Here is a 13,794-nt window from a genome sequence, read left to right as displayed (position 1 = left end):
CGATGATCGGGGCCCTTGGTTCACGTGAGGAACTGAGGCGATCAGATGGTCACACTCTGACCAGATCGTAGGGGGCACATTCATGGAAAACGATAACGGCGCTGAAGCCGCAGGCACCTTTGCAACGCTTATAGATGGCGTTTTGTGGTTCTTTCAGAACCTGGGCCTTGCCTTCTACAACATCGCCTACGCCATCACGCATCCGTCGGCGTGGCTGGACTGGGTGACCTGGGCCAACACCCCCGAGGACAAGCTGTCCCTGATGAAATTTGTCTACTACGGCGGGTCGACGCAGTTTTTCTTTGCTGTCCTTGCCGTGATCCTTGTCGTTACAGCCGTGGGCCTGTGGAAACGCGAGTTCATGTGGGGCTGCGTCCGTGTGATGGAAGGCATTGCCAACACCTCAGGACGTCTTTTTGCTTGGGCTGGCCTTTTGATGGTGCTGCAGCAGATCATCATCGTGTTCATGCAGCGGATTTTTACCCGGCCTGACATCTCGATTGGGTTCGGTATTCCGTTGCAGTTCGACATCTCGTGGTTTGCAGAAGAGTTGAAGCTTTATAACGCGCTCGTTGTTTGCATGTGCGTCACCTACACGTTTGTGCAGGGCGGGCATGTGCGCGTGGACTTGTTCTATTCCGCGGTGAAGTTCCGCACCAAGCGTGTAATCGACATGTTCGGCTCGCTGGTGTTCATGCTGCCCTCGGCCACGCTGATCTGGATGTATGGTTGGTACTTCCTGTGGCGCCACCTTGTCACACCGAAACCGGCCGCCAGCTGGGACATCGAACGCGCTGAGCGGTCGGCCCGCGCAGTCCGCTGGAACGTTGAAACCATAGGGTTCAGCCCCAACGGCTTCAACGGCTACTTCCTGTTCAAAATCCTGCTGGTCGCCTTTGCGGGGCTCGTATTCCTGCATGCGATCGCCTTCTTCTACCGCTCTTATCTGGAGTGGAAAGAAGGCGAAGAGAGCGAAGGCAAGTACCTTGACCGCGACACGCTGGGCGAGGGTGAGGAAGCTTACGAGGGAACACACTGATGATTTGTTTGTTGCGCCTCGACACACCGAATACGCGTGCGCTGCACGCACACGAACCGAAGTAAGGGCAGAACATGTTGTTTGGACTAGATGGCGTCGAAGTTGGCCTGATCATCGTCTTTGTCTGCCTCTTTGGCGGCATTCTTTCCGGCTTTCCCGTGGCGTTCGCTATCGCGGGGGCAGGGGTTATTTCCTTCGGGATCATCGCGTCTTTGGACAGTGCCGGTCTCTTGATCCACCAGGCGATCGACGAAAGTGCGCAAGCGTACCGTGATCTGGTAAACTCTGGGGTGAAGCCCGATACGATCAGTGTATTCCGATACCCGGAACTGCCCCGGATTGGTGAGCCCGTGTTCCCCAGCGGTTGGGAAGTGGCTTTGGACCGGAACGTGTCCTTTGTTGTGAACCGGATGAACGAACGTGTACTGGCCGGTCAATCAATCGAGACGCTGCTGGCGGTCCTGATGTTCGTTCTCATGGGCATCACGCTGGAAAGGTCCAAGATCGCCAACGATCTGCTGACAACCATGGCGCGCGTCTTTGGCCCGTTGCCCGGTGGTCTGGCGGTGTCAATCGTGGTCGTGGGTGCATTCCTTGCGGCCTCGACCGGGATTGTGGGCGCAACGGTCGTTACCATGGGTCTGCTGGCCTTGCCGACCATGTTGCGCAACAACTACTCGCCCGAGATTGCGACCGGCGTGATCGCTGCCTCTGGCACCTTGGGGCAGATCATTCCGCCATCTATCGTGATCGTTCTGTTGGGCACGCTTGCAGGTGACTTGTACTCTGCCGCGCAAGAGGCGCGGGCGCAGACGGCGGGATGTACGGACGCGCTGACCTATCTGGGCGAGCCCGCAGTTGTATCGGTGGGCACGCTGTTTCAGGCCGCGCTTCTGCCAGGGATCATGCTGGCGCTGCTCTATGCACTTTATGCCTTTGGTTATGCGCTTCTGAACCCGGAGAAAGCGCCCGCTGTTGAAATGGGCGCAACCAACGCAGAGCCAATAACGCGCAACGAAGCCTTCACCTGGTTCTTGGGTGCGCCTATTCTGATCATCGTGGGAACGATCCTTTTGGGCAATCTGAACGTTGTGGGCAGCCAGTCCAGCACTGTGTCCGCCTTCTCGGACATTGGGCAATCGGCCAGTCTGCGGACCAATGTCGGCGACGATTGCAAAGCGTCAATGATCGAGTTGCATGGGCAAAATGCATGGGATGCTGCCATCACGCAACAAGAAGAGATCGACGCTGCAGGTGGTGTTCAGCAATCCGAGCGCCTGAGCGAAGAAGATCTCGCCGCAGCTATCGAGGCCAAGGTCGCCTCTGCGGCCCCCATCGGCACCGGCACCGCGATCCTGCTGATCCTCCTGGGGCTGATCCTGACCACGGCCAAAGGCATCGCTCCGAGTAAGGAAAACCGGCCATTGATCATTGGCGGAACTGGTGTCGTGCTGGCGTTGCTTGCCGATATCATCCTGATCGGACCGCTCAATAGCGCAGGCTACTATGTCTTCGTGATGGTCATTCCCTTCGCACTGATCATATACGGGGTGATCGAAGGGGTGAAACGCTGCGCCAAGAACGAGCTGATCCGCGTGGTCTTCCCGCCGCTGGTGCTGATTGTCGCCGTTCTGGGTTCGATCCTGGGTGGCATCACCAACCCGACGCCTGCTGCGGCCTTGGGGGCGGGCGGTGCGATCATGCTCGCGGCCTACCGCAAACTGACGGATATGGACCGCAGCCCCAAGATCATCATCTGGTCTACGCTGGCGATCATTGTCTGTATCCTCGTAGGTGTGAACTTTGATCTGCGCATCAACCAGTCCGGAGTGTCGGCGCAAAGTTGGTTTGCTTTCTTCGTGGCCTACGGCGCGTATCTGTATGCCCTGTTCGGCCTGCTGTTCTCCTGCTGGATCCTTTACACTTCGGGTGTGCTTAGCCCGGTCGTGCGGGAGACGGCGAAGGTAACATCCATGGTGTTCACGATCCTGATCGGCTCGCAGCTGCTGAACCTTGTCGTGATCTCCTTTGGCGGCGAGCACTACATCCAGCAATTCCTCAAGTCCTTTGACAACGAGTTCACGGTGTTCCTGATCGTGATGCTGGTGTTGTTCGTGCTGGGCTTCGTGCTCGACTTCCTCGAGATCATCTACATCGTTATCCCGATTGTGGGGCCGGTCATTTACGGCGGCACGTTTGATCCGAAATGGGTGACGATCATGATTGCGGTGAACTTGCAAACGTCTTTCCTGACACCGCCCTTCGGGTTCGCCCTGTTCTATCTGAGGGGCGTCGCGCCGAAGGAAGTGACGACCGGGCATATTTATCGCGGTATCATCCCGTTCGTGTTGATCCAGGTTGCTGGGCTGGCCTTGCTCTGGACCTTCCCGGGGATTGTGACATTGGTCCCGGACCTGATCCCGAACTGATAATATCTTGATCCAACGAGAAGGGCGGCCATCGGGCCGCCCTTGTTTCTTCTGCCAGAAAACCAGCAACGAAGCGTTTATGTTAGGATGTCCGATACTCAGAGTACTCTGGCCCTCAGAGGGAGGGGAGTATGCGATCTGCGAAATCTTTTGACGTTTACCGCGTCGGGCGCGTGTCAGGCAGTGATATGTTTGCCACCTGTTCGGCAATCGGATCGGTCGAAAGCGGATGCATGTCCGGGCTGAAAGAGTCAGGGTTGCGCATCTTTTGCCAGCGACCGCCGATGTAAACCTCAAGTCCCGAGAACTTGGATTTGTATCCCATCTTTTGGCTACCTGGCACCCAGTAGCCCAGGTAGACATATGGCAAATTGGCTTCTTGCGCGATCCGAACGTGATCCAGGATCATGTATGTGCCCAGAGACTGGCGTTGCATGCCCGGTGCATAGAAGCTGTAGACCATGCTGAGCCCATCGGTCAGCACATCCGTCAGGCTGACCCCGGTCAGATCGTTTGAACGCTTGTCGGCATATTCGATCACGCGGCTGCGGATCGGCGTTTCCTCGATCATGGCGGCAAATTCGAACACATCCATATCGGCCATGCCGCCGTCGGCGTGACGACTGTCCAGGTAGTCGCGAAAGAGCGCGTATTGTTCTTCGGTTGCCCAAGGTGACGTGGCGCGACGTTCAAGGCTTTCGTTGCGCTTGATGGTTCGTTTTTGACTTTTGGACGGGCTAAATGCCGAAACGTCGATCCGTGCGGACAAGCAGGCTGAGCAGTCTGCACAAGATGGACGGTACAGCACGTTTTGCGAGCGACGAAAACCCTGCTGGCTTAGGCTGTCATTCAGTTTTTCAGCGTTTTCACCTTGCAGCGCCGTGAACAGCTTACGCTCCATCCGCCCGTCCAGATAAGGGCAGGGTTGAGGTGCAGTCACGTAGAACTGCGGTGCAAGGGGAAGCGTGTGGCGCATTGTGATCCGGCAAAAGTTCGCGCAAATGATATCAGTGCACGCATTGCTGGCAAGTGTGTAACGTGTTGTCAGGCGCGCGCGCGCCGATTTAGTGCGGCGCTTCCCATCACGATATCGGTTAAACCCTGACCGCGGTTCGATGTCGCCATCAGCATGATCGAGATCAGTTGCAGTGGGACCACGGCCCAGCTGATCGTGTAGCCTAACGTGTGCAGGAATGCCTGACCCAGATCGAGCCGCGCGCCAGATGAGTCGCGGATTTCGATTGCCATCAGGCGCATGCCCCATGTGCCTGATCCAATGGCCAAGGTGATTGTCCGATACATGAAGCCGACCACTGCATAGAGACCGACCCAGAAGAATAGAGCGAGAAACGCTGTGAACGGGACGATTAACGCGCAGATGAGCCCAATAATGACCGTGTCGACGATCCAGGCCATGAACCGTTTGCCGGCCACGTCGCGGTAGAACTGCGGCTGCGTGATGGGGTCAGCGAGGTGCATCATGTGCTCCGAAGAGTGGAATTGTATGGGCCCCAGGCGGTGCCGGGGCCGATATGCTTAGTCTTCGGACTTTGCTGCTTTGGCGCGTTCATCCATGAACTGGTCGAACTCGGACTTGTCCTTGGCTTCGCGCAGACGCTCAAGGAAGGCTTCGAAATTGTGCTGTTCTTCCTCCAACCGACGCAGTGTATCGGCCTTGTAGGCGTCAAATGCCGAGTTGCCGGTCGAGCGCATCGTGGTCATTGCACCGCCCATGCGGCGCGTCGTGCAGGATTTAGAGAACATACGTTTACTCCAGATCATATAGGCCAGAATGGCAAGGCCGACGGGCCAGAAGAAGATGAAACCGAGGACCATCGCCGCGATCCAGGCACCTTTGCCGCGGTCGTCAAGCCAGCGTTCGGTTTTGGAAAACCAACCGCCTGCGCTGTGCTGGGCGGGGGCAGTGGTGGACATGGACGTCATTTTCGAACCTTTCGCGTGATGCGGGGTCGGCGCCCCGAAGATGTGTGACTGTATGTGAAGCCGTTTCACATCTCTAAGATTGGGATCACGGGTTCGTGTTGCAAGGGTCGATGTAAATCTTTTTCACATAAAGTGTTATTGTGATGTAAAATCAGATGGTTGTGCGTCAGATATTTGGCGTAAGTCATCCGGTTGGGCGCTGAAAACGTGGTGTGGTGTGCCTGCTGCAGCCCAAACGACGTCGAATTCCAAGAGACGCGGATCCAGATATGTGTGTATCGGGTTCAGATGTCCCACAGGAGAGACACCACCGATGGCAAACCCGGTCTGGGCACGGATCAGAGCGGCATCAGCCTTGCCCAACGCCTCACCCGCGACGACCGCGGCCTTGGCTGCATCTACGGTATTGCCGCCTGCCGTGATGAATAGGATGGCCTTGCCGCTATCTTGTCCCTGGAAAACAATCGACTTCGCGATCTGGTCAATTTCGCAACCGATGGCGTTTGCGGCATCGGCAGCCGTACGGGCCAGCGGCGTTTCGATGATCTGGGTTTCGATCTTTGCTGCGTCCAGCGCAGCGCGTACACGTTTCAGGCTCTTGCTCATAATCTGATGTTGTCGTTCAGCGCGTGACCATGCGCAAGAGCCATTGACGGCGCCCGGTCTGCCTTTGATGGTGCGGCCATGGGCTTAGCTGATCATATCACCCGGATGCCACGCCCGTTTGACCTCGAACGGGGACAGGCGGCGGCTTCAGAAGTCCCCGGGTTGACCGGAGAATTGCGGGACCTGATTGTCGGAGCGGCGGGGTGCAGTCCCTACCTGGCAGGTCTCATCGAGAAAGAGGCGGATTGGCTGCCGGCGGCATTGGATGATATCGACACTGCGCTTGAGCAAGCGCTTTTGCTTCCTGGCTTGGACTTGACCGCTTTGAAACCGGCCCTGAGACAATCAAAGCGCCATGTTGCCTTGTTGGCGGCCTTGGCAGACCTGTCCGGAGTCTGGTCGCTCGAGGACGTTACAGGCGCGTTGACGCGTCTTGCAGATATGGCTTGTGACGTCGCCTTGTCCGCAGCCATTGAAGAACAGGTCCGTAGGGGTCGTTTGCCGACCGGTGAAGTTGGTCTGTTTGTGCTGGCCATGGGCAAGATGGGCGCGTTTGAACTGAATTACTCATCCGACATTGATCTCATCTGCCTTTTTGATGAGACGCGCCATGATCCGTCCGACTATGCGAGTGTGCGCAAAGGGTGCGTGCGTGCGGTGCAGGAGATGTGCAAGCTTCTCAGCGATCTAACCGAGGATGGGTATGTTTTCCGCACTGATCTGCGATTGCGACCTGATCCGTCTGTGACACCTGTCGTTCTCTCGATTGGTGCTGCAGAGCGTTACTACGAAAGCCTTGGCCGGACGTGGGAGCGGGCGGCCTACATCAAGGCGCGCCCCTGCGCAGGTGATCTGGCAGCTGGCGAGGCGTTTTTGGATGATCTGCGCCCTTTCGTGTGGCGTCGGCACCTTGATTTTGCAGCGGTGCAGGATGCGCATGACATGCGTCTGGCTATCCGGGCGCACAAGGGTACGGGCGGACCCATCACTTTACCCGGGCATGACATGAAATTGGGACGGGGCGGCATTCGCGAAATCGAGTTTTTTACGCAAACCCGGCAACTGATCGCCGGAGGGCGCGACCCAGATTTACGTGTCCGTGATACGGTCACGGGACTGACCCGTCTTGCGGCTAAGGGATGGGTTTCGCAAGCGACGACAGACATACTTACCGATCATTACCGCTTTGCCCGCACAGTTGAACATCGCGTTCAGATGCAAAGAGACGCACAAACTCATAAGCTGCCGGCCCGGGAAGAAGGGTTCGAGCGACTTGCCGCCATGATGGGCGTAGAGCGCTCGGCCCTCGAAACTGAGTTGAAAGAACGCTTATCGTCAGTGCATGCAGAGACCGAGGGCTTCTTTGCCCCAGATGCCCGCGCACCAAAGCCCAGCATTGCGTTGGACGATGCGATGCAATCGCGCTGGCGCAGCTATCCCGCGCTCCGCAGTGCACGTGGTGCAGCTTTGTTTGATCGCATCGAACCTGTTCTATTGGAACGCCTGTCGTCTGCAACAAAGCCGCAGGAAGCACTGGCCGCGTTTGACGGTTTTCTTGCGGGCCTTCCCGCTGGTGTGCAGCTCTTTTCCCTGTTCGAGGCGAACCCGCAACTCATAGACCTGCTGGTCGATATTGTGGGAACCTCACCTGCTTTGGCGCAGTACTTGTCCCGCAACGCGGGTGTTCTCGATGCAGTGATTGGCGGCAGTTTTTTTGACGCATGGCCGGGTTGTGCAGTGCTCACGGATCTGGCGGTAGCAAGGCTGGTGGCGGAACCGGATTACGAGGGCAAGCTGGATGCCATACGTGCCTGGGCCAAGGAGTGGCACTTTCGCATTGGCGTACACCATTTGCGCCAATTGACCACTGCGACCGAAGCAGGTCGGCAATATAGCGACCTTGCACGCGCGAGTATCGCGGCGCTGTGGCCGGAAGTGCAGACGCATTTCGCGCAGCGGCATGGTCCGCCACCGGGACGCGGGGGCGTCATCCTCGGTATGGGCAGTTTGGGAGCCGGGCACCTGACACCGCAATCAGACCTTGATCTAATCGTCGTCTATGACCCGGATGATGTCGACCAATCGGATGGGCCACGCCCGCTGCTGACACGCAGTTACTATGCGCGCCTCACGCAAGCCATGATTACCGCGATCACGACGCAAACCGCACAGGGACGTCTTTACGAAGCGGACATGCGCTTGCGTCCGTCCGGCAATCAAGGTCCTGTCGCAACAAGCTGGCCTGCGTTCCAGCGCTATCAGCGCGAAGATGCATGGCTTTGGGAACACCTTGCCTTGGTTCGCGCAACGGTCGTGGCGGGGCCTGCGGATGTTGCCGAGGATGTGGAGCTGTTTCGAAGGGCGGTTATTGGTCGGGCACGCGATCCTGACAGCGTCGTTGCTGAACTGGCCGAGATGCGCGCGCGCATTGCGGCAGCGAGGCAGCCTGCTTCAATCTGGGATGCCAAGATTGGGGCCGGACGGTTGCAGGACATTGAACTTTTGGCGCAAACCGGCGCCGTTCTGATAGGCGAGGTTAGATCCGGAGTTCGGGATGGTCTGAATGCGTGTGTCGCAGTGAGCATTTTGAATGACGCCGATGCACAACATCTTGCGCAAACCCACGCGATACTTTGGCGCGTGCAGATTGCGTCGCGTTTGCTCAGCACAAACGCGGTTGATCTTGATAGTCTTGGGGCAGGGGGGCACGAGGTCTTGCTGCGGGCTGTAGGGGTGGAGACAAGGACCGCGGCAGAGGATCGATTGACCGCAATGACCGAACAAGCTGCGGCGATTATTGATATTGCCACACAAGGCAAGGAACGTGAGTGATGAGAAAGGGCGACGAGCTGGATCCCAAGGGGCTCATTTTTGAGGCTTACCGCATTGACGGGATAACGGCCGCCGAATGCAGGACCATCTTTCTGGATTGGGCGCTTAGTGTTCCGGGGACGCATGTTCCGGCCGATTTGCTTGCAAGCCTGTTGGTTCGGTACGGCAACGAGCACCCGGATCACCCAATGACGCAGACCCTGCGCGACGGACAGGAACGGATTGCACAACCGCGGCGACGGGGCGGTTGGCGCAGCCGGAAACGTGATGCCTGACACTGTTCTGTGTCGCTAAACAATCGCGGATTTGAACCAAATTTGTCCAATTTCTGCCCAATTTGGCCCGCAGATTGATCTTCAGAACAAAAGGGCGCAGTGCATCTGCCCCGACTGGAGACCAAGATGAAACGCATGAAACTGGTATTGCTGTTGGTGATGGGGGGCCTTGTTTCGGCCTGTGCGAACACAAATGTGGCAACGCGCAACGTTCCCTTCGAAGCCCCCGCGCTGCCAACCGTGCCCGTCGCCGCAGTTGAAACGACACCCCTAGTGGCGCCGCTGACGGATGTTCGGGTGGAGAACCTCACCGTGCGTGTGCCTCGTGCTTTGTCTGTTTCCGAGGCAAACCGTTACCTGCCGAAGGCCGACATCGTCTGGCGCGGCGATGCAATCGGTGACCGCCACGCGCAAGTCGCCGCCATTTTCGACACGGCCATGCGCCGCGGTACTGAACCGCTTGCCGGCGCTGTACCGGTTGCGCTTGATGTCAAAGTTCTGCGCTTCCATGCGCTGACGGAAAAGGCACGTTACACTGTGGGTGGCGTGCACAACATCAATTTTGAGCTGACACTCCGCGATCCTGAAACCGGCGCGTTGTTGGCAGAACCCCGCATGGTGCGTGCAGATCTGGATGGCTTCGGTGGTCAGCAGGCCCTGCAAGCCGAGGCACGCGGTCTCACCCAGAAGGTGCGGATCACCAACCATTTGGCTGAAGTTATTCGTCAGGAACTGACGACCATTGACGGGTACCAGAACCCGCAACTGGGGTTCATTCAGGCAATGAACCAAATCTGACCTTTCCCGCGACGGTCGATGGGATTAGAGGAGGGCGCCATGACAGCGCCCTCTTTTTCGTCCGATCGCCCCAAACTTCGTATGCGTCCCAAAATGGATGCGCGTCGCATCCGGTATGGGTTTCCCTGGGTCTATGGCAACGAGGCGGTTTTGGACCGACGAACCAAGGCACTTACACCCGGTACCTTGGCTGTGCTCGAAGACGAGGACCGCGCGCCGCTGGGTCTTGTGGCTGTAAATCCGCTGTCAAAGATTGTGGGGCGAATGCTGGACCGCGATCCGAATGCGATTGTCGATCAGGCGTGGTTTGAGGCGCGCATTTCCCGCGCTCTGTCATTGCGTGAAACTCTGTTCGATGCGCCTTACTACGGCCTGATCCATGCCGAGGCAGATGGACTTCCGGGTGTGATCATCGATCGTTTTGGCGATACGGCGGTAATTCAGCCAAACGCCGCTTGGGCCGATGCGCGGTTGAACGATCTGGTTGCCGCGATGCAAAGCGTGACGCAAATCTCCAACCTGATCAAGAATGCCGGTGGGCGGACACGCGCCCTGGAAGGGCTGGATGACCAGAACGCCGTTCTTACTGGTCAGATGCCCGAGAACCCCATTCCGGTGCCTATGAATGGCGCGACATATATGGCTGATGTTGCGACTGGGCAGAAGACGGGATTGTTTTACGATCAGCGCCATAACCATGCCTTTGCCAAGTCGGTCGCAGCCGGCGCACGCGTGCTGGACGTCTTTTCACATGTCGGTGGGTTTGGGTTGGCGGCGCTGGCGGGCGGCGCGGGGTCCGCTCTGTGTGTTGATGGGTCTGCGCCTGCACTGTCTCTCGCCGCCGATGGTGCCGTCGCAATGAATGCAGATGAAAGGTTTGAAGCACGGCAAGGCGATGCATTTGACGTGTTGGCGGCCCTGCGGGACGAAGGCGCACAGTTTGATGTGGTAATTTGTGACCCACCTGCATTCGCCCCATCCAAAAAAGCCCTTGATGCGGGGCTGCGCGCCTACGAAAGGGTCGCGCGTCTCGCCACTCCATTGGTAGCCGAAGGGGGCATACTGGGTCTGTGCAGCTGTTCGCACGCTGCCGATTTGACCAGGTTCCGCACAGCCTCTGTACGAGGTATCGGGCGGGCCGGGCGGTCGCCTGTGCTTCTTCACACCGGATTTGCAGGGCCGGATCACCCGCAGCTGCCCCAATTGGCTGAGAGTGGTTATCTGAAGGCTCTGTTTTTTCGTCTATGAAAGTCCTTATTGACGCAAATGTACTTTATCCCACTGTCATGCGTGAAGTTGTGTTGGGTGTGGCTGCAGCAGGTATATTCACGCCACAATGGTCTGATCGTCTTCTTGAGGAATGGGCCAGAGCGGCTGCACGGCTGGGCCCCGAAGGTGAGGCACAGGCACGGGGAGAGATTGCAATGCTCTCTGCGCGCTGGCCAGGCGCAAATGTGAAGTATCCGCCTGAGTTGGAGCATCGTTTATGGCTGCCAGACCCGGCAGACATACATGTATTGGCCGCAGCAATTTCCGGATCGTCGGACATTATTATGACGTCGAATGCCAAGGATTTTCCGCGTCATATCCTGGCTGAGGAAGGTTTGTCGCGTGCCGATCCTGATGGATTTCTCCTTGGTTGTTTCGAAGCGCAGCCAGTTGCGGTGCGGGGGGCTGCTAAAAGTGTGCTGTCCGAGGCGCGACGACTGTCCGGTGACGATTGGCAGATGCGCAGCCTGATGAAAAAGGCGCGCCTGCCACGTTTGGGTAAAGCGTTGGAGCGGTTGCCCTAAAGCCGATGCGACCGACCTAGAAATGCAACATCAAACCAAAGTATGGCTAAGCGTTTGATAGTAGGTCTGGAGGCTAAGTGCGGCCTACGGTGCGGGCACGCTTTTCCACTTGGCATCCAGCGCTTCGAGCGCCTTGATCCGTTCCTGGGTTTTCGGGTGGCTCATCAGCCAGGCTGGGACAGCGCCTGAATTGGATTTGGTTAACACCTCGAGCTTTTCGAAAAGCGAGATTTGAGGTCCAATGCCGATCCCGGCTTTTGTCAGCAAGGCCGCCGCATAGGCATCTGCCTCGTATTCATCGCTGCGTGACAAGCGTGCTGCAAGAAGCGTGGTCAACGCGTTGGCAATAAGAACGCCTATACCGGGAATAAGTCGGGACAACACCATGGCCAGCGCCGTGCGCAATGCGTTCTGCCCAGAAAAGTCAATCATCCGACGGCGGCTGTGCCCAAGCGCAACGTGGCCCAGTTCGTGCGCAATTACGCTCGCCATTTCGGAGGCTGAAACGGAACCGTGCCTAAATTTATTGTAGAAACCCCGCGTGATGAATATCCGCCCATCCGGTGCCGCCAGGCCATTCACCGGTTCAATTTCATAAATGTGGACCCTGATCCGGTCCAGATCGAGCGCAGCGGCCATCTGGTCGCACATTTGGCGCAGTATTGGATCTGCGAGTTCGGTGGACTTCTCGTCCAGCTCACGTGCGGTGCGCCAGACGGAAAACCGGTACATCGCCAGCCCGTACACGAGGGCCAAAAGGATCGGCAGGAATTTGATCATGTTGAAGATATGGGGCTGTTCTAGGGTGTCGGCAAGTTGCCTATGTGTCCCAAGTGACGGGAACTGTAAGCGGTCCGCGAAATGCCCACCCAGCAAAGGTGACATCACCCTCCAAGCGCAAGTTGGGCAGCTCGGCGAACAGCATGGGAATAGCATGGCCTGCAATAAGGCTGCGTGATGCTGCCGCACCGGCACAAAAGTGCGGACCCGCGCCGAAGGGGATGGCAGGTCCTGTGTTGCGCCCCAGATCAAAGCGGTCAGGCTGCTGAAAATGTCCAGCATCCCGACAGGCAGAACCAAACATAAAGAAGATCAGCTCGTTTTCTTCAAAATCGACATCACAGGCCGTTCCGTTGCGTGCAACACGACGGGGTGACATGCTGATCGGTGCAACAAGACGCACATACTCGTCAAAGGCATTGTCCCAGGTCGCCGTACCATCAGTGATGCGTTTGTATTGTTCGGCATGGGTCAGCAACGCCCAGACGGTTCCTGCAATTGCGTCGCGAGGCTCGTTTTGGCCTCCGCCGATGATGATGCGGATATTGCCTGTAATTTCGTTCAGTGTCAGTCCCGCTTGATCAAGGACCGAAATGATGGATCGATCCGGTTTCGTCCGCAACTCCGGTAGGCGGGCCTCGATCAATGACCGCACGCGGTCTGCATAGCCGTAGCCGCGCTTGTCCACCTCTGGGTCGCGCCGATAGTTCGCCGCCGCATCCAGCATCGCCTGGCTCGCGGCATCCATTTCGGCGGCATCCATATTAGTCAGGCCTGTCATCAGGCGCAAAGCATCTGCTGCAACGGGCATCGCGAAGTCGGTCACCAGATCGCAGCGCCCGTGAAGTTTGATACGATCGATATGGCCCTTAACAAGGTCCTTGAACCGCGGTGCCAAAACGTCTCGCACAGACCGGGGACTCAATGCAGGACACAGGGCCTTGCGTTCTCGCATATGCGCATCACCGTCTTTACGCATCATGTTCGACCCCATCACCTTGGTCAGCAAACCGTTTGGCTGATGGCTGGAAAAGAGATCAACACGCTTTTCTTCACGAAATACATCGTCCCGCCGCGTGAACAGTGTCGCACCCAGTTCGGGTACAAAGCACACAGGCGCAGTCTCACGCATGCGTGCCAGCGTCGGATATGGATCGGCATGGAATGCCGAAAGATCGATCGAGACAACCGGGGCATTTGACATGTACTGAACAGTACGGCCAGGACCGTGCCGAGGAAAGTCTTGCCGCATCGTCGAAATCGGCAAAGCAAACCCGCCGTTCGATCCCGACATGCCC

13 protein-coding genes are annotated in these 13,794 nt (G+C 57.6%); 7 read left to right on the top strand and 6 right to left on the bottom strand.

Features of this window, described 5'->3' with window-relative positions; genetic code table 11:
- The first annotated feature begins 82 nt into the window (after nucleotides 1-82).
- Nucleotides 83-1,039, top strand: a complete 957-nt coding sequence (locus tag Q1A75_RS06930; protein WP_299546225.1) for a TRAP transporter small permease subunit — start codon at nucleotides 83-85, stop codon at nucleotides 1,037-1,039.
- 74 nt (nucleotides 1,040-1,113) lie between these two features.
- Nucleotides 1,114-3,468, top strand: coding sequence for a TRAP transporter large permease subunit (locus Q1A75_RS06925; RefSeq protein WP_299546227.1), 2,355 nt, complete (start codon nucleotides 1,114-1,116; stop codon nucleotides 3,466-3,468).
- 157 nt (nucleotides 3,469-3,625) lie between these two features.
- On the opposite strand, the gene Q1A75_RS06920 is transcribed toward Q1A75_RS06925, so the two are convergent.
- The 4 genes from Q1A75_RS06920 to Q1A75_RS06905 all read right to left on the bottom strand — a co-directional run bounded on the left by Q1A75_RS06920 (nucleotide 3,626) and on the right by Q1A75_RS06905 (nucleotide 6,018).
- Nucleotides 3,626-4,444, bottom strand: coding sequence for an arginyltransferase (locus Q1A75_RS06920; protein ID WP_299546229.1), 819 nt, complete (start codon nucleotides 4,442-4,444; stop codon nucleotides 3,626-3,628).
- A 68-nt stretch (nucleotides 4,445-4,512) separates the two neighbouring features.
- The gene (locus Q1A75_RS06915; protein ID WP_299546231.1) at nucleotides 4,513-4,947 is read right to left on the bottom strand and encodes an RDD family protein; all 435 of its coding nucleotides are present in this window, start codon (nucleotides 4,945-4,947) and stop codon (nucleotides 4,513-4,515) included.
- Between the two features lie 57 nt (nucleotides 4,948-5,004).
- The gene (locus Q1A75_RS06910; RefSeq protein WP_299546233.1) at nucleotides 5,005-5,412 is read right to left on the bottom strand and encodes a DUF2852 domain-containing protein; all 408 of its coding nucleotides are present in this window, start codon (nucleotides 5,410-5,412) and stop codon (nucleotides 5,005-5,007) included.
- A 135-nt stretch (nucleotides 5,413-5,547) separates the two neighbouring features.
- Nucleotides 5,548-6,018 carry a YbaK/EbsC family protein gene (locus tag Q1A75_RS06905; RefSeq protein ID WP_299546234.1) on the bottom strand — a complete coding sequence of 157 codons (471 nt, stop codon included), beginning with the start codon at nucleotides 6,016-6,018 and terminating at the stop codon, nucleotides 5,548-5,550.
- 78 nt (nucleotides 6,019-6,096) lie between these two features.
- Between Q1A75_RS06905 and Q1A75_RS06900 the strand changes: the two genes are divergently transcribed.
- From Q1A75_RS06900 to Q1A75_RS06880, 5 genes are all read left to right on the top strand, one after another.
- The gene (locus Q1A75_RS06900) at nucleotides 6,097-8,850 is read left to right on the top strand and encodes a glutamine-synthetase adenylyltransferase (protein ID WP_299546236.1); all 2,754 of its coding nucleotides are present in this window, start codon (nucleotides 6,097-6,099) and stop codon (nucleotides 8,848-8,850) included.
- Nucleotides 8,850-9,125: a hypothetical protein gene (locus tag Q1A75_RS06895; RefSeq protein WP_299546238.1), complete on the top strand. Its 276-nt coding sequence runs from the start codon at nucleotides 8,850-8,852 to the stop codon at nucleotides 9,123-9,125. The genes Q1A75_RS06900 and Q1A75_RS06895 overlap by 1 nt, the downstream gene beginning before the upstream one ends.
- A 126-nt stretch (nucleotides 9,126-9,251) precedes the next feature.
- Nucleotides 9,252-9,923 (top strand): DUF6778 family protein, encoded by a 672-nt coding sequence (locus Q1A75_RS06890; RefSeq protein ID WP_299546240.1) that lies wholly within the window; start codon nucleotides 9,252-9,254, stop codon nucleotides 9,921-9,923.
- A 39-nt stretch (nucleotides 9,924-9,962) separates the two neighbouring features.
- Entirely contained in the window at nucleotides 9,963-11,171 is a 1,209-nt protein-coding gene (locus Q1A75_RS06885; protein WP_299546242.1) for an RSP_2647 family RNA methyltransferase, read from the top strand.
- Nucleotides 11,168-11,716 carry an RSP_2648 family PIN domain-containing protein gene (locus Q1A75_RS06880; RefSeq protein ID WP_299546244.1) on the top strand — a complete coding sequence of 183 codons (549 nt, stop codon included), beginning with the start codon at nucleotides 11,168-11,170 and terminating at the stop codon, nucleotides 11,714-11,716. Before Q1A75_RS06885 ends, Q1A75_RS06880 begins: the two co-directional genes overlap by 4 nt.
- Before the next feature lie 84 nt (nucleotides 11,717-11,800).
- Here Q1A75_RS06880 and Q1A75_RS06875 read toward each other — a convergent pair whose 3' ends face one another.
- Both Q1A75_RS06875 and Q1A75_RS06870 read right to left on the bottom strand, forming a co-directional pair.
- Complete coding sequence (locus Q1A75_RS06875) at nucleotides 11,801-12,496, bottom strand: M48 family metalloprotease (RefSeq protein WP_299546246.1); 696 nt, start codon at nucleotides 12,494-12,496, stop codon at nucleotides 11,801-11,803.
- A 40-nt stretch (nucleotides 12,497-12,536) separates the two neighbouring features.
- On the bottom strand, nucleotides 12,537-13,700 hold the full coding sequence (locus tag Q1A75_RS06870; RefSeq protein ID WP_299546248.1) for a cytochrome P450: 1,164 nt from the start codon (nucleotides 13,698-13,700) through the stop codon (nucleotides 12,537-12,539).
- Nucleotides 13,701-13,794 lie beyond the last annotated feature (94 nt).

The sequence above is a fragment of the uncultured Tateyamaria sp. genome (assembly GCF_947504105.1).
Lineage (GTDB): Bacteria > Pseudomonadota > Alphaproteobacteria > Rhodobacterales > Rhodobacteraceae > Tateyamaria.
The sequence above is the reverse complement of the archived record's forward strand: the minus strand, read 5'-3'. Positions and strand labels throughout refer to the sequence as shown.

Bases quoted from the DNA above. Each gene is read 5' to 3' on its own strand.
- Q1A75_RS06930 (WP_299546225.1), top strand. From the start codon at position 83: ATGGAAAACGATAACGGCGCTGAAGCCGCAGGCACCTTTGCAACGCTT.
- Q1A75_RS06925 (WP_299546227.1), top strand. From the start codon at position 1,114: ATGTTGTTTGGACTAGATGGCGTCGAAGTTGGCCTGATCATCGTCTTT.
- Q1A75_RS06920 (WP_299546229.1), bottom strand. From the start codon at position 4,444: ATGCGCCACACGCTTCCCCTTGCACCGCAGTTCTACGTGACTGCACCT.
- Q1A75_RS06915 (WP_299546231.1), bottom strand. From the start codon at position 4,947: ATGCACCTCGCTGACCCCATCACGCAGCCGCAGTTCTACCGCGACGTG.
- Q1A75_RS06910 (WP_299546233.1), bottom strand. From the start codon at position 5,412: ATGACGTCCATGTCCACCACTGCCCCCGCCCAGCACAGCGCAGGCGGT.
- Q1A75_RS06905 (WP_299546234.1), bottom strand. From the start codon at position 6,018: ATGAGCAAGAGCCTGAAACGTGTACGCGCTGCGCTGGACGCAGCAAAG.
- Q1A75_RS06900 (WP_299546236.1), top strand. From the start codon at position 6,097: ATGGGCTTAGCTGATCATATCACCCGGATGCCACGCCCGTTTGACCTC.
- Q1A75_RS06895 (WP_299546238.1), top strand. From the start codon at position 8,850: ATGAGAAAGGGCGACGAGCTGGATCCCAAGGGGCTCATTTTTGAGGCT.
- Q1A75_RS06890 (WP_299546240.1), top strand. From the start codon at position 9,252: ATGAAACGCATGAAACTGGTATTGCTGTTGGTGATGGGGGGCCTTGTT.
- Q1A75_RS06885 (WP_299546242.1), top strand. From the start codon at position 9,963: ATGACAGCGCCCTCTTTTTCGTCCGATCGCCCCAAACTTCGTATGCGT.
- Q1A75_RS06880 (WP_299546244.1), top strand. From the start codon at position 11,168: ATGAAAGTCCTTATTGACGCAAATGTACTTTATCCCACTGTCATGCGT.
- Q1A75_RS06875 (WP_299546246.1), bottom strand. From the start codon at position 12,496: ATGATCAAATTCCTGCCGATCCTTTTGGCCCTCGTGTACGGGCTGGCG.
- Q1A75_RS06870 (WP_299546248.1), bottom strand. From the start codon at position 13,700: ATGTCAAATGCCCCGGTTGTCTCGATCGATCTTTCGGCATTCCATGCC.